Here is a 19468-nt window from a genome sequence, read left to right on the forward strand (position 1 = left end):
GATATCGGTGGTGGTACTACCGACCTTTCTTTAGTTGAAGTGACTCAAGACGATGGCAACCTGAGCCTGAACCGTATCGCTGTAGGTGAACACATCCTACTTGAAGGGGTGGATTGGCAAGACGCTAGTGGCCTACAGCAGATTGTGGAAGGTAGCGATGTGGCAACACCAGATATCAAGCCTATTGCGGAAGCAAACCCAATCAACAAAATCGCTTCAAGCAGTGAAGGTCTGGGGAATGAGCTTAGAGATCAAGAGTATGCGATCATCCTTGAAACTTTGATCGCATGTAACGGCCGACGTAAAGATATGGCTGAGAAACTAGGTATTAGCCCTCGCACATTGCGCTATAAGTTAGCAAAAATGCGCGATGCTGGAATAGATATCCCAAACTAAGCACAGATTAGTAGTGTCAGCTTTCTGACTAGTGTAATACGATATCTAGTCGTTTTTAGGTATGGCACGCTAATTGCTCTGTCAATAATACAGCAAAATAGATAGTCATAAATTTGACTCCTTGAGGTAGTAAATGAGAATAGATGGTTTACAAGGCGAAATGCAGGCAATGATGGTTGAAGCTGCGAGCGCGCGTCCTGCTGCGACAGGGCAAACGGTCGGTGCAGACTTCGGCAACATGCTGACGCAAGCCATCAACAATGTGAACTCATTGCAAAAGACCTCAGGGGATCTACAAACTCGTTTTGATAGCGGTGACCAAAGTGTGTCGCTGTCTGATGTGATGATTGCTCGTAATAAATCTAGTGTGGCCTTTGAAGCGACAATCCAAATTAGAAATAAGTTGGTTGAGTCATACAAAGAGCTGATGAATATGCCGGTATAAGTTGGGTAGTTAAGTAGTGGCAGATAATAGTCAAACAACAGATTTAACCGTGAGCGATGGTAACGACCACGCACTCATTGCGGGTGCTGAGCTGGACGGAGAAGGGCAAAACCCGGATCTAGGTGAACGTAGTTCATCTAAATTTGATATGGCCGTAGGTGACCTCGATTTACTTCGTCAGGTCGTCTTAGTGCTGTCTATCTCAATCTGTGTCGCGCTTATTGTGATGCTGTTTTTCTGGGTTAAAGAGCCAGAAATGCGTCCATTAGGGGCTTATGAAACAGAAGAGTTGATCCCAGTTCTGGATTACTTAGATCAGCAAAAGATCGAGTACTCGCTTGAGGGTAATACCATCTCGGTACCAGCAAGTGAATATAACTCCTTGAAGCTTAATATGGTTCGCGCTGGTTTGAACCAAGAGCGAAACGCAGGTGATGACATCCTCATGCAAGACATGGGTTTTGGTGTATCACAACGTTTAGAGCAAGAACGCCTCAAATTAAGCCGCGAAAGACAGCTTGCGAAAGCCATTGAGCAGATGAAGCAGGTGCGTAAAGCGCAGGTTTTATTGGCGCTGCCGAAGCAAAGTGTTTTTGTTCGTCATAATCAAGAAGCCTCTGCCTCTGTATTTCTAACCCTCAAAACGGGTACTAACCTTAAGCAGCAAGAGGTTGACTCTGTTGTCGATATGGTGGCGAGTGCCGTTCCGGGAATGAAAACCTCACGAATTACTGTGACTGATCAACATGGTCGACTGCTGAGCTCTGGTTCTCAAGACCCAATGTCTGCGGCGCGCCGTAAAGAGCACGAGTTAGAGCGCAACCAAGAACAAGCACTGCGTGAGAAAATTGACTCTATCTTGATTCCTATCCTTGGTTTTGGAAACTACACGGCGCAGGTTGATATTCAGCTCGACTTTAGTGCGGTAGAACAAACCAGAAAACGCTTTGATCCGAACACGCCGGCAACGCGAAGCGAATACACCTTAGAAGATTACAATAACGGTAATACTGTCGCTGGTATTCCGGGGGCGCTGAGTAACCAGCCTCCATCAGATGCGTCTATCCCTCAAGATGTCGCTCAGATGAAAGATGGTGCGATGACTGGGCAGGGCTCGGTTCATAAAGAAGCAACGCGAAACTTCGAATTAGACACCACTATCAGTCATGAGCGTAAGCAGACTGGTACGGTGAACCGTCAAACGGTATCGGTAGCGATTAAAGACCGTCAATCCATCAACCCAGATACGGGTGAAGTGGTGCACACGCCAATCCCAGCTAGCGAAATCAACGCGATTCGCCAAGTACTGATTGGTACGGTTGGTTTTGATGAAAGCCGCGGTGACTTATTGAATGTATTAAGCATGCAGTTCGCACCACAAATCACAGATGTGGTTCCTGATGTGCCTATCTGGGAGCACCCTAACTTCAATGATTGGGTACGTTGGTTTGCGAGCGCGTTGGTTATTATTGTGGTGGTGTTAGTTCTTGTTCGCCCAGCAATGAAGAAACTGCTTAACCCAGCTGCAGACAACGATGACCAGATGTACGGTCCAGACGGCATGCCAATTGGTGCCGATGGCGAGACCAGCCTAATTGGCGGTGACATTGAAGGCGGCGAGCTGTTTGAATTTGGTTCAAGCATCGACTTACCGAATCTTCATAAAGATGAAGACGTACTGAAAGCAGTACGTGCACTTGTAGCGAATGAACCAGAGCTAGCAGCTCAAGTAGTTAAGAATTGGATGGCAGATGGCTAACGAAATTGTTCCACAACAAGCTGAAGGCGGTGAAGTGCTTGATGTTTCAAGTGTGGATATCGGCTCTATCTCAGGCGATGAACGCGCTGCGATCTTATTGCTAAGTTTGAATGAAGAAGATGCGGCGGGCATTATTCGCCACCTAGAACCTAAGCAGGTTCAACGTGTGGGTAGTGCAATGGCGCGTGCAACAGATTTGTCTCAAGAAAAAGTAGGTGCTGTGCACCGTGCTTTCTTAGATGACATTCAGAAGTATACTAACATCGGTATGGGCAGTGAAGACTTCATGCGTAATGCACTGGTGGCTGCTCTGGGTGAAGACAAGGCCAACAACCTTGTTGACCAAATCCTTCTGGGAACTGGCTCAAAAGGCTTGGATTCTCTTAAGTGGATGGATCCTCGTCAGGTGGCAAGTATCATCATCAACGAGCACCCGCAGATTCAAACCATCGTATTGTCTTACCTAGAAGCCGATCAGTCTGCTGAGATACTGTCTCAGTTCCCTGAACGTGTACGTTTAGATCTGATGATGCGTATTGCTAACCTTGAAGAAGTTCAACCTTCGGCGCTTGCTGAGCTGAACGAAATCATGGAGAAACAGTTCGCTGGTCAAGCTGGTGCTCAAGCGGCCAAAATTGGCGGCCTGAAGGCAGCGGCAGAGATCATGAACTACATGGACAACAACGTAGAAGGTGTCTTGATGGATCAAATCCGCGATCAAGACGAAGACATGGCAACGCAGATTCAAGATCTTATGTTTGTCTTTGAAAACCTCATTGAAGTGGACGACCAAGGCGTTCAGAAACTGCTACGTGACGTTCCACAAGACGTTCTACAGAAAGCACTTAAAGGTGCTGATGAAGGCCTGCGTGAGAAGATCTTCAAGAACATGTCTAAACGTGCTGCCGATATGATGAGAGACGATATTGAGGCGATGCCGCCAGTGAAAGTCTCTGACGTAGAAGCGGCTCAAAAAGAGATTTTGGGTATTGCGAGGAAGATGGCAGACAGTGGCGAGATTATGCTGTCTGGTGGCGCCGACGAGTTCCTTTAATACAGAAACCTCAAAAGCCCCACACCGTTGGGGCTTTTCTTTATCCAACCTCGAACCACAGATTAATTACAGTTTAACTGCCTGAATTTATACGCAGTTGGGCTCACTCAGAAATAGGTACTGATATGTCAGGTGATAGAAAACGCGGCTTCCTTCGCCCTGAAGAAGATAATACGGTTGCCCAACCTCAGAAATGGGGGCTGCCTGATTACACCTCTGATGTGAGTAAACAAGCCAAAGAAACGGCGTTTAACTACGATCCGGGTTGGATGCCAACGGTTGAAGAAGCGATCGAAGAAGAAGAGCTGATTCTGACCGAAGAACAAATCGAACTGATCAAGCAAGGCGCTTATCAAGAAGGCCTGCATCAAGGTCAAGAAGCTGGTTTCAAACAAGGTTACGAAAAAGGCAAAGAAGAAGGTTTTGCTGCGGGTCATGCCGAAGGCAATGAAGCTGGCAAGCTGGAAGGTGTCACCGCTGGTCAAGAGTACATTCAACAACAAGTCGCTATCTTTATGGGGCTCGCGAACCAGTTTGCTCAGCCTTTGGAACTGATGAATGCTCAGGTTGAAAAGCAGCTGGTGGACATGGTGCTGACCATGGTTAAAGAAGTGGTGCACGTTGAAGTTCAGACCAATCCACAAATCATCCTAGATACCGTGAAAGAGTCAGTCGAATCGCTGCCGATTTCTGGTCACGCTATTACCTTGAAGCTTAACCCGGAAGACGTCACGATCATTCGCTCTGCGTATGGGGATACGGAACTGGACTGCCGCAATTGGACATTAGTTTCAGAGCCAGCGCTTAACCGTGGCGATGTACAAATTGAAGCAGGTGAATCGAGTGTGAATTATCGAATGGAAGAGCGTGTGAAGAACGTTATCCAGAGCTTCTGTGGTGTTAACCGCCATCAAGGTCATGCGTAATGCTTGAGTTAGCGAATCGTCTCAGCCAATACAAAGTCGAAGGGCTAAAATCACGTCCCGTTGCCTCTGGTAAGTTGGTACGGGTAGTCGGACTAACCCTTGAAGCAACTGGCTGTAAAGCCCCAATTGGTAGCTTGTGCTTAGTTGAAACTATGTCTGGCCAGATGGAAGCTGAAGTGGTTGGCTTCTCTGGTGATAACCTGTTTCTGATGCCGAGTGAACAAATCACAGGGATCTTACCAGGTGCTCGTGTCACCCCTATGACTTCTGAAAGCGGCATTCCTGTTGGGATGGAACTGCTTGGCCGTGTTATCGACGGTGTGGGCAACCCATTGGATGGGCTTGGTCCTATCTATACTGAGCAACGCGCATCATTCAGTGCCGAACCGATTAACCCTTTAGCTCGTAAGCCGATTTCAGAACCTCTTGATGTGGGTCTAAAGGCAATTAATGGTTTACTTACCGTCGGTAAAGGGCAACGTATCGGTCTGTTCGCCGGTTCTGGTGTGGGTAAATCCGTAACACTAGGCATGATGACTCGAGGTACCACAGCGCAAGTGGTTGTGGTGGGCTTAATCGGTGAGCGTGGACGCGAAGTAAAAGAGTTTATCGAAGAGATTCTTGGTGAAGATGGTCGTAAGCGATCGGTTGTGGTTGCTGCGCCTGCCGATTCATCACCATTGATGCGTTTGAAAGGCTGTCAAACGGCGCTAACTGTGGCGGAATACTTCCGTGACCAAGGTTTAGATGTTCTACTCTTGATGGACTCACTGACCCGTTTTGCACAGGCTCAGCGTGAAATCGCACTATCTGTTGGCGAGCCGCCAGCAACCAAAGGCTACCCGCCATCGGTATTTGCTAAATTGCCAGCGCTGGTTGAACGTGCAGGTAACGGCAATGATGAGCAAGGCTCGATCACGGCCTTCTTTACCGTACTAACAGAAGGAGATGATCTACAAGATCCAATCGCCGATGCTTCACGAGCGATCCTCGATGGCCACGTTGTGTTGTCACGTGAAATGGCAGATGCGGGTCATTATCCTGCGATTGACGTTGAGAAATCCGTCAGCCGTGTGATGCCTCAGATTACCACCGAAGAACATGTGTTGATGTCGAAAGCCGTACGACAAGTACTTTCTATCTGCCGTAAGAACCAAGACTTGGTGTCGATTGGTGCTTACAAGCCGGGTACCGACCCTGCGATTGATAGCGCCTTCACCTTGAAGCCGAAGTTAGATGAGTACTTACAGCAGAAGATGAAAGAAACGGTTTCTTACGATATGTGCGTCAACATGTTGAAGCACGTGCTGGGTGGCTAGCAGGTGATTAAGGTTAGTCATGGATAACGCATTAGAGTTTCTTCTCGACCAAGCGAAAGACCAAGAAAACCAAGCGGTATTAGCGCTCAACAAAGCGAATGCGGAGCTGCAAGGTTACTACGAACAGGTCGCACAGATTGAAAAGTATCGACTGGATTATTGCCAGCAGCTTGTCGATAGAGGCAAGGCAGGGCTAACAGCCAGTCAATATGGGCATTTGAATCGCTTCTTAACTCAATTGGACGAAACGCTTTCTAAACAACGAGAAGCGGAGCATCACTTTAAAAACCAGGTCGATAACTGCCAGAACTACTGGATGGAACTGCGTAAAAAACGTAAGTCCTACGAGTGGTTGATGGAGAAGAAGCAGAAAGAGAAAGCCAAACTGCAGGATCAAAGAGAACAAAAGCAGATGGATGAGTTTTCAACTTTGCTTTATAGCCGTAAGAAGATGTGATCCCGAGCCATGAATCCTACTGGCGCTGTTCACATGGTGATTAGCCGAGTTTTCTAGGCATGTTTCTTGCTCTGTTTTATATAAAATTGCGCCTTGTGCCTGCCAAAGGTATGAAAAGCATCCGACTTTCTTTTTGTTGCCTGTTTATGGTGGCAAAGCTAGTAGATAGAGCTTGTATATATGAACGTTAGTCCTTCTTCAAATTCAGCGACCAACACAACGTCTTCGTTGTTGGACACCGGTTCTGCCGCTTCAAAGGTAGAGGAAACCGGCGACTCAAAAGGTTTCTTTGAATCTTTCAAAGAAGCTATTGGCTTTGAAGAAAGTGGCAATAAAAAAGCTGAGGTGAAAGGCACAGAAAGTGCTGAGAAATCTGATGCTAAGCAAGCGGCTAAGGAAGGTGAAGCATCAGCTGAAGTGAAGACACCTGACTCTACCGATGAAGTGAGTAAGGCGAAAAGTGAGCAAGTGGCTTCAGAAGTCGAGGGCGAGAAAACCGCTGTAGAGGCTGTGTCCAGCTCAGAGCCACAGCTCAAAGCAAATTCAACCGATGATGCAGCTATCGCTAACAAGGCGGATGGGAAAGATGAGTCGGTTAAGAGCAACGACTCTATAGAACCGGTAGCGCAACCTAAAGGCCAAGCTTCATCAGCGGTAGACGAATCGACTCAAGCATCGCAAGCGGCGGCTGCGATGAATGAAGGAAACAAGTTATTAGGTCAGTTGGATGAGGCAAATAAAACGCTGAATCAGACACCAAACGGCAAAGCCTTGCCACAACAGTCTCAGTTAGAACAGGCTCAGGTCGACCAAGCTCAAGGTAATATTCCAGGAGCTTCTGTTGAAGGATTCTCTGTCGAAGGTGAAGTGGGTAAGCAACTACAGCAAACCAACGCAGCGAATCAAGGTCGCGCGCTAGAGGTGGACTCTGAAATTGCTGTGCTTACTGGCGGGAAAGGCGTTTCCCAATTAACAGATGATGAAATTCGCCAGTTGATGGATAAAGGCGTCACTCCAGAGCAGATTGAAGCAAGCATGAGCCGAGAGCTCAGCCAGAAAAATGCAGCACAAGCAGAAGTTGCTGGGCAAAGCCAAGCACTGTCTCCAGCGGATATTGAGTTGGCAAAACAGGTAGATGCACACACCAAAGCGCTCAATCAACTGAATGCTCAGATTGAGTCAAAACAGTCTGTTGTTGATGGTTTACTACAGAAGCAGCAAAGTGGCACAAGTTTGACAACAGATGAACAAGCGATGCTGGCTAAAACGACCGCTGAGTTAGACGTTTTGGATAAACAACTCGTAAACGTTCAGCAACAAGCAACGGCTTTATTGAACCAAGCTCCGGGCGCAAGCAATGCCTCTGCTGAGCCTGTTGCGATTGATTGGGATAATACAGATTCAAATGAAGCCAAAGCCTTAGCAGCGGCAGCTTCAACAGCAGCGGTTGCGACAGCTGCGCAGCAAACTACGGCACAAGCTGCAGCGCAATCGGCAAGTAATGCGGCTACCACTCATGCAGCGACGGATAAAGCAGCAATGCTGCACGCCAATAATACGCATGTAGCCCAACAGGCAGCTGCTCAACAAGCTAATGTTGCAGCACAACAGCCACAAGCTGCGTTGGATCCGGCGTTAACCGCGCAAGGTGTGGCGCTGAATGCAGCACCTGCCGCGACTAAAGCGGGTTCAACAGACATGTTGCTTAAGGCCGGCGCTGGTGCGGCTGCTCTTTCTGGCCTAGGCAAAGCTGGTGCTAAGGAAGATTCGAAAGACACCACATTTGCTCAGCAGATCGCTTCTGCGGCTGGTGTGCAAGGCGGAGCGAACGCAGGTTCAGCACCAACACGTGCCGAGATTCAAGCCGCTCAACAGGCACCGTTGCAGCTGACTAAAGAGCTAGCAAACGAACAGGTCGCTGAAAAAGTACAAATGATGATGTCTAAAAACCTTAAGAACTTAGACATTCGACTCGACCCACCAGAGCTGGGTCAGATGAAGATCCGTATGACTATGAACAATGACGTGGCGAACGTGCATTTTACGGTGAACAGCCAACAGGCGAGGGATGTGATTGAACAAACCTTACCTCGATTGAGAGAGATGCTTGCTCAACAGGGTATGCAGCTTGCCGATTCATCCGTTCAACAGCAAAGTTCAGGTCAGGGGCAAGACAGATACAACAGTGGTGAGCAACAATCAGGCTCTAACCGCACAAATGATACGCAAGGTGATGAAAACCTTGATAGTGGCAGCAATCTTGAATTGAATGTCGCATCAAAGCGTGATGGAATTAGTTATTATGCCTAATATCAGGCTGAGCACACTTAATTGATAGATAGCACCAACTGATAGATAGAACCGTCAGTTAATCGAAAGAACAGGAAGTTAGAGTAAAGTATGGCAGAAGTACAAGATGCACCTAAAGGAAAGAGTAAGCTCCTTATTATCATTATAGCGGTTGTTGTTTTACTGCTTAGTATCGGTGGTGCGCTGTTCTTTTTCTTAGGCTCCGATGATAGTGCCTCAGAATCTCAATCTCAGCCCGCCACAGCTGTGGTTGCAGCAGAGCCTGTTATGTATGTGAATATTCCTCAGCCCTTCTTGTTCAATGTAACAGGTGATAAAAAAGATCGCCTAGTTCAGATAAAAGCACAGCTGATGGTGCGTGGTAGCAAAAATGAAGATCTGGCACGTTACCACTCTCCACTAGTAGAGAGCACACTGCTCGCAACGTTCGCTTCGGCAACGGTTGACCAACTTCGCTCACCAACAGGGCGAGTGGAACTGCGTGACAAAGCGACAGAAGATATTAAAGCAAGCCTGGCTCAAGCTGTTGGCCAGCCTGTGATTGAAAAAGTGTTATTCACTGACTTCGTAATTCAATAGGTAATTTGTGACCGATTTATTAAGCCAAGACGAAATTGATGCGCTGTTACACGGCGTTGATGATGTTGAAGAAGTTGAAGATGTCTTAGAGACCGACAATGACAGTGCGGTCAATTTTGACTTCTCCTCTCAAGATCGAATCGTCCGTGGTCGAATGCCGACCCTTGAACTTATTAACGAACGTTTCGCGCGTCATATGCGAATTAGCTTGTTTAATATGTTGCGTAAAACGGCTGAAGTGTCGATCAACGGCGTACAGATGATGAAATTTGGTGAATACCAAAACACTCTGTACGTACCAACCAGTTTAAACATGGTGCGTTTCCGTCCGCTTAAAGGTACGGCGCTGATCACCATGGAAGCACGTCTTGTTTTCATCCTTGTAGAAAACTTCTTTGGTGGTGATGGTCGCTTCCACGCCAAGATTGAAGGCCGTGAGTTTACGCCAACGGAAAGACGTATTATCCAGCTGTTGCTGAAGATTGTATTTGAAGATTACAAAGAAGCTTGGTCACCAGTAATGGGGGTTGAGTTTGAATACTTGGATTCTGAAGTGAACCCGAGTATGGCGAACATTGTGAGTCCAACAGAAGTGATCGTTGTGAGCTCATTCCATATTGAAGTGGATGGCGGTGGTGGTGACTTCCACGTAGTCATGCCTTACTCGATGGTTGAGCCGATCCGTGAACTGCTTGATGCGGGTGTTCAATCAGACAAAATGGAAACCGATGTTCGTTGGAGCACGGCACTGCGTGATGAAATCATGGATGTGCCTGTTAACTTCCGCGTCAACCTTCTAGAGCAAGATATCTCACTACGTGACTTAATGGAGCTGCGCCCTGGTGATGTCATTCCAATGAACATGCCTGAGCACGCGACCATGTTCGTAGAAGAGTTACCGACCTACCGTGTAAAAATGGGGCGCTCGGGTGAAAAACTCGCGGTACAGATTTCTGAAAAAATTCAAAGACCTCATGTGGTCAAAACTGATCTCGCTTTCCTAGGCAAAGACTTAATGTCCGAACTAGAAAACAGCGACGATAACGAATAGCAAAATAGATAAAAGTATAGGAATTGGTAATGGAACCTAGTGAAGATCAAAAGCTAGCAGACGAATGGGCTGCAGCGCTTGGTGAAGACCCTTCTGCACCGTCAATTGATGTTGACGATGTGCTTGCGGCACCACTTGATGAGCTAACTGATTCATCGTCTCCGATTTCTGAAGACGAGCGCCGCAAGCTGGATACCATCATGGATATCCCTGTCACCATTTCTATGGAGGTTGGCCGCTCTCAGATCAGTATCCGCAACCTTCTGCAATTGAACCAAGGTTCGGTTGTTGAGTTAGACCGTATTGCTGGTGAGTCACTGGATGTGATGGTCAATGGTACTCTGATTGCTCACGGTGAAGTGGTTGTGGTGAACGACAAGTTTGGTATTCGTTTGACCGACGTAATTAGCCAAACAGAACGTATTAAGAAGCTACGTTAATGCGCTTATCGTCTCTAAGGTTGACGAGTTTACCTCAAGGGCTGAAGAGCTTATCTCGAGCAATAGTTGGAGTAGGGCTGTTTGCTATTCCTTCTGTTGCCTTTGCAGCAACGCCACCCTCTCTTGATTTAGCGACCACTTTTGGGTCGCTAATTTTCGTTATAGCCTTCATCTTATTTATTGCTTGGTTGCTTAAGCGCATGCAAGTGCCAGCGATGTCCAATCAACAAGGCTTGGCGATTGTTAGGCAAATCCCTGTGGGCACAAAAGAGCGTATCGCTATTGTGCAAGCGGGCGATGAACAGTTCTTAGTGGGCATTACCACTCAATCTATTCAGCTAATCTCTAAGCTTGATAAACCTCTTACTCAGGAGATGCTGGAAAAAAGTACATTCTCAAGTCAGCTTTCCCAGCTCATGAAAAAAGATGCAAACAAATAACGGACTTTTGAACTCATCTTACTTTTACCAAACCGGAGCTTTCCGTGTGGTGAAAGTGCTGCTGGTTCAGCTTACTCTTCTCTGTACCCTTTTGTTTAGTGTGTCGGTATTTGCACAGGCTGAAGACGGCACTGTTATTCCCGCCAACACCGCGGGTTCAGAGTCGGTCACTATCAGCACGATGGAGCAAGATCAGGCCAAATCGACCACTATGACTACCGGCAGTTTGACTGGGAATGGGGGCGGCATTCCCGCTTTCACCATGACGACCAATGCCAACGGGGGGGAAGACTACTCGATCAACCTGCAAATTCTTGCGTTGATGACCATGCTTGGCTTCTTGCCGGCAATGGTGATTCTGATGACTTCGTTCACCCGTATTGTGGTGGTGATGTCTATTCTGCGTCAGGCAATGGGTTTGCAACAAACACCATCGAACCAAGTTATCATCGGTATCTCGATATTCTTGACCTTCTTCATCATGTCACCGGTGATCAATCAGGTGAATGAGCAAGCGGTTCAACCTTATCTGAATGAACAGATCACGGCACGACAAGCATTTGATGTTGCTCAAGGGCCGATCAAATCATTCATGCTAAAACAGACTCGAATCAAAGATCTGGAGACTTTTGTTGAGATCTCCGGTTCGGAAGTGACCAATCCTGAAGACGTTTCAATGGCGGTGCTGATTCCTGCATTTATCACCTCCGAGCTCAAAACGGCTTTCCAGATTGGCTTTATGCTGTTCTTGCCCTTTCTTGTCATCGACTTAGTGGTGGCGTCTGTCCTGATGTCGATGGGGATGATGATGTTGTCGCCCTTAATTGTCTCTCTGCCTTTTAAACTGCTGGTATTTGTCATCGTCGATGGTTGGGGCTTACTCATGGGTAGTTTAGCCAACAGTTTCTGGATAAGTGGATGAGCCCGGAAGAAGCCGTCACTCTAGTAAGCCAAGCAATCTGGCTGATCATTCTTATGGTGTCGGTTCTTATCGTGCCTAGCCTGGTCGTGGGTTTGGTAGTAGCGATTTTCCAAGCCGTCACTCAAGTCAATGAACAAACCCTTAGCTTCCTCCCTCGGCTGCTCGTGACTCTGCTATGCATCATTCTTGCGGGTCACTGGCTATTACAAGAGATCAACGACCTATTCTTGTTTATCTTTAATACGATACCAAGCAAGGTTGGCTAGCCATGATGCAAATAAGCTTCACTGATATCACCCAATGGCTAGGGGTACTTTGGTGGCCTTTTGTTCGGTTTACTGGGCTTTTTCTGATCGCCCCATTTTTTGGCGATAAAGCGATTCCGGTAAGAGCTAAGCTGCTGTTTGCTTTTATTTTTTCTCTGCTTCTCGCCCCCTTAGTGAAGGAGGTCCCTCCATTTAACCCTTTCAGCATCGACACGCTACTGTTCTCTTTTTACCAGCTCATCTTTGGTTTTTTAATTGGTTTTGCGGTGATGATATTTTTCACCATTTTTTCGATTGCGGGTCAGGCCATTTCCATGCAAATGGGTTTAGCCATGGCTGTAATGAACGACCCTGCCAACGGAGTCAGTATTGCCATCATTGGCAGAATCATGTTCATCACTTCCATGCTGCTTTTCCTCTCTTTGGACGGGCACCTTGTGGTGCTGCTTGTGTTCAAAGAGAGCTTTGAGTATTGGCCTCTCAATTCACCTTTCCCTTTCAACAGCATTGAATACGTACTGAAAATGGTGTCTTGGATGTTTGCGACCGGCTTGTTGGTAGCGGTGCCAGCTATCGTCGTCATGCTATTAAGTAATATTACGTTTGGTCTAATGAACAAAGCGGCGCCGTCTCTTAATGTCTTTGCTCTTGGTTTCCCAATGACCATGCTACTTGGCTTATTCGCATTAATGGCGTCTCTAACCGGTATCGGCGATCACTATTTTGATCTGGTATTAGAGTTGAACCAGCACCTGCACTATATGCTGAGGCTACCTAATGTCTGATCATCAAGATTCCGGAGACAAGAGCGAACAACCCAGTCAACATAAGCTCGCTAAAGCTAGGCGAGAGGGGCAAGTACCGCGCGCTAAAGAGTTCGTTTCTTCCATAACCCTCATCAGCGTCGTCGCTTACTACGTGTTGAATGTAGACATGATTAAACAGACCTTCATTGAACTGTTTCTTGTAAGCTTTCAGTTTGATAGCCAAACAGTCAGCCAGCCAATGGCTATTGTCGAGTTAGTCGGCACCGCGCTTTTTTCGATGATTACGCTATTTTTCCCACTACTGATTTATCAAATGATTGCCGCTATCGTCGGCTCGACGCTACTTGGAGGGTGGATATTCAGCCCATCTTTGCTGATTCCCAAATGGGAAAAGATAAGCCCACTCAAGGGGTTGAAACGTATCTTTTCCTCCCAATCGATCGTCGAACTGTTCAAGAACGTTATTAAGGTCTCTCTGTTTTTTACCCTGCTGTATTGGGTAATATCGAGCTACATCTCAGTGATCACCAACCTCGTCAGCGCCCACTTTGATACCGTGGTGCTCTCGGTCGCGACCATCACTATTGAGTACTTGGGTTACCTTCTGTTAATCGTCTTGCTGTTTGGCTTGTTTGATTTCCCTTATCAACGACAAGAATTTACAAAGCAGATGAAAATGACCAAGCAAGAGGTCAAAGATGAGCACAAAGAACAAGAAGGGCGACCTGAAGTGAAAGCTCGAATCCGTCAGATACAGACTCAAAATGCCAAGAGAAGTGCCAATGAGCGAGTGCCAAAAGCGAGCGTTGTATTAACCAATCCAACCCGTTACGCCATTGCCTTAATCTATGATTTGAGCCAAGCTGAAGCCCCGTTTGTTGTCGCGAAAGGACAAGATGATGTGGCGTTATACATTCGAGAACTTGCAGCTAAACACGAGGTTGAAGTCGTCGAGAGCCCTGCCCTCACTAGGGCGATCTACAACACCACTCAGATCGACCAGATGGTTCCAAACCAACTCTTTGTCGCGATAGCGCACATCTTAACTTATGTGAATCAACTAAAAGCATGGCGCAAAGGCGAAAGAAACAAACCCACCAGCTTGCCTCAATTCAACATCCCTAAATCTTGGTCCGACCCAGTCGATTAGATCGCGACTTCACCGAGTGAAACACCCAAAGTTGTCGTTAACGTCACTGATTGAGCTTGCTCAAAGCGACTTTAAGCTTATTGCCAACGGTTGATTAATTTACTACTGCCTTGTCTATATCTCTATCTATCGTGTCCCATTCGTAGCAAGTTTTATTGAGTTTAGAATTGCGACTCCATATACTGGAAACACCATCAGACGGAGGGCAATAATGAATAATAAAAACAAACACATAGTTTTAATTCATGGTCTGTATATGCCTGCGTTGATCATGCAATATCTAGATAGACATTTTAAGAAACGCGGCTTCACCACCCATAAGTTCGCCTACAACTCACTGCGCTTTCCATCCGCAGCAAAACGCCTAAATCGCTTCGTAAATGCACGCTTTGATGAGCACGATAAGGTCTATTTCTTTGGTCACTCACTCGGTGGCTTACTGATTCGTCATTACTTTAAATTCTACCAACCACACTTTGCTGACACCTGCATCATTACAGCGGGCACACCACACAATGGGGCCACCATAGCTAAAACGCTTTCTAATCATGGCCTTGGGTTCATTTTTGGTTCGACCAAACACATCCTCAATGATGGACTTGGTGACTACGATAATGATGTGCCGATTGGTGTGATTACTGGTACCTACGACGCTGGCGTAGGACGAATCGTATTAGGAAAAAATCATGGCGATGGTACGGTGACACTCGAAGATGCAAACCTGAGAGGTGCTACGGATACCTGTGCACTCAACCTCAACCACACCGCGCTAGTGTATTCGAAAGAGGTTGTGCAGCGCTCCGTTGAATTCATTCACTTCAAGGCATTCCTAGCAGCTCAATAACAAGCTCGTTCACACGTTATCTAGCGACTCGATTCTGGAATTAAATCTACCCAAAAACCAAAGCAGCTCCCGTTACTTTAAACCCTCTGTATCTCTTCAACAGTGAAATACAGAGGGTCTCCTTTTAAAACTAAACTTAGAACTGATAGTTAAACTCTATGCGGTGATCGCCATCTTCGAAATCAACTTCTTCATTCCAGTTGGCAAAGTAGCGAACATTGAGGCGTGGGTTGATTTGGTATGACGCTGCAAACTCGTGAGTCATGATCGAATCGTCACCATAGAACGCACCATTCTTGTAGGTATCTGAGCCACTAATAGTTCCCATGTACATCGGGTTATAGTTCAGCCAGATCTTGTCGGTAATTTCTATTTTCGCGTACATACCCGCGACATAAAATGTGCCATGCATGTCGTAACGGTCATGTAGCTCATCGGCATCAGAGCGAGACTTATCAGTTAGAGGTTCACCTGCAGCAATACCTGCTCCTGCTAGAGGATATAAGTTCACAGGACCAAACTTTGGTAGCGCTTGAATGAAGCGATACGAGGCAGAACCTTGGTTAGTATCGAAGTTGTAGTTCAAATCAACTTGAGCGCCCCGACCATTGGTTAGGTCGACAGAAAAATTACGAAAGCGTACTGAATCTATTGAGTCATCAACAGTGCCGAACTTGGCTTTATCATTATCACGAAAGCCTACTGCCTCTCCCGCAATACCTTTAATCTCCAGTACGTTCATGCCCATCGTGGTGTCTGAGCCCGTATCGTAGGTTTGACCAAACTTTAAGTTGAGGCCTTTATCGCTGTAGCCGGCACCAGCCTGAGTGTAAACAGCCAGTGGGTCACTCATGTCTTGGACAGAGTCTTCTGCTTTGGCGACAGAAGGAACACAAATTAGAGCTGTAACAATGCCTACCGCTAATGTACGCGGCACAAATGTATCTAAGTCAATTTTCATGGATGAATCCTTGGTTAGACGCGCATGTTTATACGCGTATTAATGCAATTGAAATTGCTCATCCATGAGCGAAACGATCACTTTTAATTAAGTAGCGATAAGAGTGTTAGATTTTTAGTGGCTGGATTTCTGGCATGTTAGCTTCCCAGTCTTGAACGTCAGCTACATCTGGTAGGTACACTCGTAGTGTGAAGCCCCAGTTATCAGCAGGAGTTGCTGCGTAGTTTACGCCAGTTTTTTCAGCGTATTCACCACACTGCTCACCACCGAATACCACGGTGAATGTACCGTCTTCGTTAGTCGTTAGGCCTTGGTTGGTTGATACGATATTGTTCTCATTGGTCATTAGGAACTTATCTTCACCGTAAACAGTGATAGAGTAGTAGCCTCGTGGGTCCACTGACTTAGGGGCGCGGTATGTCGCTGTGTAACAGTCACCGCCTTTAACGCCTTCTTTGGCGTATACTGGGTACATTGCTGTATCGTGTGGAGATAGACCCCAAGCTCCTGCGTTAGCATAAGTTAGGCCTTCCCAATTCGTCACATCTTTAATGTTCCATTCAACGTGCTTCTCTTGGGCGACAGATAGATGGTTGTTATAGCCCTCCATCAAAGCGCCACGCACTTTCATCATGCGTTCCATGTCCGGTCCAACAAAACCTTCACCATCACCACCGCCAGTAATGACGATCTGATCTTGCAAAACACGTAATCGTGCCATGTCTTCTTCTGTGCCATCTGTCGCTAAACGAACACCAAACGCAACGAAACGGGTATCGAACATGTCTGGCGTGAAATGGTAAGTCCCTGCTTCAACTTCATACACAGGGATGGTGTGATTAGAAGTTTGAATATGGAGAGACTGGAACTTGTCGCCGTTCGAAGGAACCGTAATAGAGAACGGCTTAGATGTATCGATACCACCAACAGAGTACAGGTGATCAAGCGCAGGTGTTACAACCCATGTGTCACCAACTTGGTTAAGCTGACGGAAGTTATGTACGTTGTTCCAGCCTGCTTTGAAGTTGTTAACAAAATTATTGATGAAGAAACGAGCTTCTTGGTGGATGAACTCCTGAGCCGTCATACCATGGTCTTCAGGGTTAACAGCCCAACCAGAAGAATCAATCGCGCTCATTAGCTCAATGGACTCCGCCGAATATAAATCAGGGTTCGCTTCATAAGCAGGCGTTGCTGCAACCGTACCAAATGAAGTCGCGGCCACCAATAAAGCTGAGGTTGTCTTTTTCATTACCATTTCCTCGTTGAATTTCTAATTTTTACCAATAACGGTGATGCGATTACTGTAATTAGAAATATTGAGAGGAAGTAGTAGCGCCAATTAATGCTCTACATAAACACGGTTTATGTAGAGGCAGAAAGTCAGATGATTCAATATAAAGCTAGCTTGAAAGAGAACTAAACGTTTATCAGAGACTGATGAAGCTGAGCACGAATGGCAGCATGGCTTTGATTATTTGCATATTTTTTGTGGTAAACCAGATCAAGCTGAATCGGATCAATAGGGAAAGGTACCTGAATTTTTTTCAACCCAAGCTGTTCGATCAATGGGTCGTTATCATTCGTTGCACAGATAGCATTGGAGTTTCGGACACATAGCAGCATTGAGCTAGGGCTCGTCACCTGCTTAACAATCTTCCTCGGCAGATTCATTTTGGCGAGCTTCTCAATGCCAGAGACTTCACGAACCGTGTACGTTAGCGTTACGTGTTCAAGATCGTAAAACTCTTCTAACGTAACTGAATCTCCGATTGTTGGATGATCTTGACGACAAACGTAAACAAGACCGACATCCTGAATATGTTCATATATAAATGCTTGCTCTTTCTCTTGTTTGAAGCGAGACTCAATAGCCATATCGATTTTGTCGTGCCTTAAATGGTCTAGCACCATATTCTCCGACAATGGATTCTCAATTAACTTCACCCCTTCAATAACGGGCGAGTGAATCACGATATGTTCTGGAGCATACACCGTAAATTCACGAGGCTGATCGAGGGCAACCTGAAGCCGATGCTCGATCTCTTTGAAGTGTTCAGCCAGAGCATGCGCATCCGATGTAGGCTGTAACCTACGGCCATGACGAACGAACAGTGCTTTACCTAGCTGCTGTTCTAAGCGTTTTACACTCGCAGACATTGCAGGTTGAGTGACATCCAATGCATCAGCTGCCTGAGTAATACTGTTCAGTTCGTAAACACGTAAGAAAGGGATAATTAAGTTTAAGTCCATACATTTCCAACTATTCATCAGCCAGTCGCGCCATTGTGGTCTACTGAGCAACCAACATTTATTAGTCGCAATACCCACATACAAAAATACCACTCTTTATTAAAGAGTGGTATTTGATGGTTCAAATAGCAAAGCTAGGCAAATAGTCTTATAGACGATTCACTCGTGTTGGTAGGAACACTTCACCGAGCATACAACGTACCGAACCACCACCAATGTCTTCGATCGTTTTCACGTTAAATGGTAGTAGCTTACCGTGTGTCGAAAGTTGTGCGAGTTGAGTTGGAGAGAACGCCTCGTAAGCCGATTGAGACATCGCGATGACCTTATCGCCATTTACGGTTTCAAGCTGCAGGATATTGCCACAGAAGCGATTCATCTGATCGATTGAGATAGAGATAACCTGTTTATCTTTCGCGAGTGACTTAACCACAAAGCGACGCTCAAATTCAGGGATCACTTCATCACAGATCACGCAGAAGTTATCACCAATCGCCATCATTACATTGGTATGGTAGATCGGCTGACCAGATGGCAATGCCGTTTGAAACGAAACCACGCGTGAATAACCAATGCGCTTTGCGTAATCTTCTAATACTTCGCGGTCACAACGTTGAGAAAGCGCGGCATAGATGGTTTTGTTGATGTGATCAATCACCATCACACCCGTACTCTCAAGATAAGAGCCTTGCGCGATATAAGACTCTAGCGACTCAGTGTGGTTAACAATACGGCCCGACGCCTCTAGTGCTTCAATTAGCGCATTTGGTTTCACTTCATTCTGACGGTTTTCACAGGCCATTGGGAAAGTGAATAAACTGCCGTCGCTACAGGTGCTGAACCAATTGTTTGGGAACACCGCATCTGGCGTTTCCACACCAAGCTCTGGATAATCAAACTCTACAACTTGCACACCCTCTTTACGTAATGACGCCACCATCGCCTTAAACTCAGCCATAGTTTCTAACTTCACCTCAGCTTCGGTGAGGTTAACTCTGTTTTGAAACTCGTTATCACGTGCAGTTTCTTCGTTAAATCGAAATTCTTTTGGCGGCACCATAACAACGCAATTGGCGTTTTGAACATTAGTAATGTGAAGTGATTTTTTGTGTAGGTTTAACATTTCAAC

21 protein-coding genes are annotated in these 19468 nt (G+C 46.4%); 17 read left to right on the plus strand and 4 right to left on the minus strand.

Annotated elements, in window-relative coordinates; genetic code table 11:
- The 17 genes from BCT81_RS05425 to BCT81_RS05505 form a co-directional block, all read left to right on the plus strand.
- Positions 1 to 396: helix-turn-helix domain-containing protein (locus BCT81_RS05425; protein ID WP_241908166.1), on the plus strand; the 396-nt coding region annotated here is incomplete at its 5' end.
- A gap of 133 nt (positions 397 to 529) precedes the next feature.
- Positions 530 to 841, plus strand: coding sequence for a flagellar hook-basal body complex protein FliE (fliE, locus tag BCT81_RS05430; RefSeq protein WP_061033698.1), 312 nt, complete (start codon positions 530 to 532; stop codon positions 839 to 841).
- Positions 842 to 857: 16 nt separating this feature from the next.
- Positions 858 to 2600: a flagellar basal-body MS-ring/collar protein FliF gene (gene fliF / locus BCT81_RS05435; protein WP_102423452.1), complete on the plus strand. Its 1743-nt coding sequence runs from the start codon at positions 858 to 860 to the stop codon at positions 2598 to 2600.
- Positions 2593 to 3654 (plus strand): flagellar motor switch protein FliG, encoded by a 1062-nt coding sequence (gene fliG / locus BCT81_RS05440; protein ID WP_004739838.1) that lies wholly within the window; start codon positions 2593 to 2595, stop codon positions 3652 to 3654. Before fliF ends, fliG begins: the two co-directional genes overlap by 8 nt.
- Before the next feature lie 125 nt (positions 3655 to 3779).
- Positions 3780 to 4580: a flagellar assembly protein FliH gene (fliH, locus tag BCT81_RS05445; protein ID WP_102423453.1), complete on the plus strand. Its 801-nt coding sequence runs from the start codon at positions 3780 to 3782 to the stop codon at positions 4578 to 4580.
- Positions 4580 to 5899, plus strand: coding sequence for a flagellar protein export ATPase FliI (fliI, locus tag BCT81_RS05450; RefSeq protein ID WP_102423454.1), 1320 nt, complete (start codon positions 4580 to 4582; stop codon positions 5897 to 5899). The genes fliH and fliI overlap by 1 nt, the downstream gene beginning before the upstream one ends.
- Before the next feature lie 19 nt (positions 5900 to 5918).
- Positions 5919 to 6356 carry a flagellar export protein FliJ gene (fliJ, locus tag BCT81_RS05455; protein ID WP_008218280.1) on the plus strand — a complete coding sequence of 146 codons (438 nt, stop codon included), beginning with the start codon at positions 5919 to 5921 and terminating at the stop codon, positions 6354 to 6356.
- Between the two features lie 180 nt (positions 6357 to 6536).
- Positions 6537 to 8666 carry a flagellar hook-length control protein FliK gene (locus BCT81_RS05460; RefSeq protein ID WP_102423455.1) on the plus strand — a complete coding sequence of 710 codons (2130 nt, stop codon included), beginning with the start codon at positions 6537 to 6539 and terminating at the stop codon, positions 8664 to 8666.
- Between the two features lie 90 nt (positions 8667 to 8756).
- On the plus strand, positions 8757 to 9245 hold the full coding sequence (gene fliL / locus BCT81_RS05465) for a flagellar basal body-associated protein FliL (protein ID WP_102423456.1): 489 nt from the start codon (positions 8757 to 8759) through the stop codon (positions 9243 to 9245).
- A gap of 7 nt (positions 9246 to 9252) precedes the next feature.
- Positions 9253 to 10296, plus strand: a complete 1044-nt coding sequence (gene fliM, locus BCT81_RS05470) for a flagellar motor switch protein FliM (RefSeq protein WP_004739850.1) — start codon at positions 9253 to 9255, stop codon at positions 10294 to 10296.
- A gap of 29 nt (positions 10297 to 10325) precedes the next feature.
- The gene (gene fliN / locus BCT81_RS05475; RefSeq protein WP_004739851.1) at positions 10326 to 10736 is read left to right on the plus strand and encodes a flagellar motor switch protein FliN; all 411 of its coding nucleotides are present in this window, start codon (positions 10326 to 10328) and stop codon (positions 10734 to 10736) included.
- Positions 10736 to 11176: a flagellar biosynthetic protein FliO gene (gene fliO / locus BCT81_RS05480; protein WP_008218293.1), complete on the plus strand. Its 441-nt coding sequence runs from the start codon at positions 10736 to 10738 to the stop codon at positions 11174 to 11176. Before fliN ends, fliO begins: the two co-directional genes overlap by 1 nt.
- The gene (gene fliP / locus BCT81_RS05485) at positions 11163 to 12098 is read left to right on the plus strand and encodes a flagellar type III secretion system pore protein FliP (RefSeq protein ID WP_102423457.1); all 936 of its coding nucleotides are present in this window, start codon (positions 11163 to 11165) and stop codon (positions 12096 to 12098) included. The genes fliO and fliP overlap by 14 nt, the downstream gene beginning before the upstream one ends.
- Entirely contained in the window at positions 12095 to 12364 is a 270-nt protein-coding gene (gene fliQ / locus BCT81_RS05490; RefSeq protein WP_008218029.1) for a flagellar biosynthesis protein FliQ, read from the plus strand. Before fliP ends, fliQ begins: the two co-directional genes overlap by 4 nt.
- Before the next feature lie 2 nt (positions 12365 to 12366).
- Positions 12367 to 13149: a flagellar biosynthetic protein FliR gene (fliR, locus tag BCT81_RS05495; protein WP_061031939.1), complete on the plus strand. Its 783-nt coding sequence runs from the start codon at positions 12367 to 12369 to the stop codon at positions 13147 to 13149.
- On the plus strand, positions 13142 to 14281 hold the full coding sequence (gene flhB, locus BCT81_RS05500; RefSeq protein WP_102423458.1) for a flagellar biosynthesis protein FlhB: 1140 nt from the start codon (positions 13142 to 13144) through the stop codon (positions 14279 to 14281). Before fliR ends, flhB begins: the two co-directional genes overlap by 8 nt.
- A gap of 211 nt (positions 14282 to 14492) precedes the next feature.
- Positions 14493 to 15125: an acetyltransferase gene (locus BCT81_RS05505; RefSeq protein ID WP_102423459.1), complete on the plus strand. Its 633-nt coding sequence runs from the start codon at positions 14493 to 14495 to the stop codon at positions 15123 to 15125.
- Positions 15126 to 15261: 136 nt separating this feature from the next.
- Here BCT81_RS05505 and BCT81_RS05510 read toward each other — a convergent pair whose 3' ends face one another.
- From BCT81_RS05510 to BCT81_RS05525, 4 genes are all read right to left on the minus strand, one after another.
- Entirely contained in the window at positions 15262 to 16086 is an 825-nt protein-coding gene (locus tag BCT81_RS05510; RefSeq protein WP_241908167.1) for a hypothetical protein, read from the minus strand.
- Between the two features lie 106 nt (positions 16087 to 16192).
- The gene (locus BCT81_RS05515; RefSeq protein ID WP_102423460.1) at positions 16193 to 17338 is read right to left on the minus strand and encodes a DUF1214 domain-containing protein; all 1146 of its coding nucleotides are present in this window, start codon (positions 17336 to 17338) and stop codon (positions 16193 to 16195) included.
- A 167-nt stretch (positions 17339 to 17505) separates the two neighbouring features.
- The gene (locus tag BCT81_RS05520) at positions 17506 to 18339 is read right to left on the minus strand and encodes a LysR family transcriptional regulator (RefSeq protein WP_198596846.1); all 834 of its coding nucleotides are present in this window, start codon (positions 18337 to 18339) and stop codon (positions 17506 to 17508) included.
- Positions 18340 to 18487: 148 nt separating this feature from the next.
- Positions 18488 to 19462: an arginine deiminase-related protein gene (locus BCT81_RS05525; RefSeq protein WP_102423462.1), complete on the minus strand. Its 975-nt coding sequence runs from the start codon at positions 19460 to 19462 to the stop codon at positions 18488 to 18490.
- Positions 19463 to 19468: the final 6 nt, after the last annotated feature.

The organism is Vibrio sp. 10N.261.52.A1, assembly GCF_002876325.1.
GTDB classification, from domain to species: domain Bacteria; phylum Pseudomonadota; class Gammaproteobacteria; order Enterobacterales; family Vibrionaceae; genus Vibrio; species Vibrio chagasii.

What these genes read in the sequence shown, in the direction of transcription:
- fliE (WP_061033698.1), top strand. Translation starts at nt 530, where the DNA reads ATGAGAATAGATGGTTTACAAGGCGAAATGCAGGCAATGATGGTTGAA.
- fliG (WP_004739838.1), top strand. Translation starts at nt 2,593, where the DNA reads ATGGCTAACGAAATTGTTCCACAACAAGCTGAAGGCGGTGAAGTGCTT.
- fliH (WP_102423453.1), top strand. Translation starts at nt 3,780, where the DNA reads ATGTCAGGTGATAGAAAACGCGGCTTCCTTCGCCCTGAAGAAGATAAT.
- fliI (WP_102423454.1), top strand. Translation starts at nt 4,580, where the DNA reads ATGCTTGAGTTAGCGAATCGTCTCAGCCAATACAAAGTCGAAGGGCTA.
- fliJ (WP_008218280.1), top strand. Translation starts at nt 5,919, where the DNA reads ATGGATAACGCATTAGAGTTTCTTCTCGACCAAGCGAAAGACCAAGAA.
- BCT81_RS05460 (WP_102423455.1), top strand. Translation starts at nt 6,537, where the DNA reads ATGAACGTTAGTCCTTCTTCAAATTCAGCGACCAACACAACGTCTTCG.
- fliL (WP_102423456.1), top strand. Translation starts at nt 8,757, where the DNA reads ATGGCAGAAGTACAAGATGCACCTAAAGGAAAGAGTAAGCTCCTTATT.
- fliN (WP_004739851.1), top strand. Translation starts at nt 10,326, where the DNA reads ATGGAACCTAGTGAAGATCAAAAGCTAGCAGACGAATGGGCTGCAGCG.
- fliO (WP_008218293.1), top strand. Translation starts at nt 10,736, where the DNA reads ATGCGCTTATCGTCTCTAAGGTTGACGAGTTTACCTCAAGGGCTGAAG.
- fliP (WP_102423457.1), top strand. Translation starts at nt 11,163, where the DNA reads ATGCAAACAAATAACGGACTTTTGAACTCATCTTACTTTTACCAAACC.
- fliQ (WP_008218029.1), top strand. Translation starts at nt 12,095, where the DNA reads ATGAGCCCGGAAGAAGCCGTCACTCTAGTAAGCCAAGCAATCTGGCTG.
- fliR (WP_061031939.1), top strand. Translation starts at nt 12,367, where the DNA reads ATGATGCAAATAAGCTTCACTGATATCACCCAATGGCTAGGGGTACTT.
- flhB (WP_102423458.1), top strand. Translation starts at nt 13,142, where the DNA reads ATGTCTGATCATCAAGATTCCGGAGACAAGAGCGAACAACCCAGTCAA.
- BCT81_RS05505 (WP_102423459.1), top strand. Translation starts at nt 14,493, where the DNA reads ATGAATAATAAAAACAAACACATAGTTTTAATTCATGGTCTGTATATG.
- BCT81_RS05510 (WP_241908167.1), bottom strand. Translation starts at nt 16,086, where the DNA reads ATGAAAATTGACTTAGATACATTTGTGCCGCGTACATTAGCGGTAGGC.
- BCT81_RS05515 (WP_102423460.1), bottom strand. Translation starts at nt 17,338, where the DNA reads ATGAAAAAGACAACCTCAGCTTTATTGGTGGCCGCGACTTCATTTGGT.
- BCT81_RS05520 (WP_198596846.1), bottom strand. Translation starts at nt 18,339, where the DNA reads ATGGACTTAAACTTAATTATCCCTTTCTTACGTGTTTACGAACTGAAC.
- BCT81_RS05525 (WP_102423462.1), bottom strand. Translation starts at nt 19,462, where the DNA reads ATGTTAAACCTACACAAAAAATCACTTCACATTACTAATGTTCAAAAC.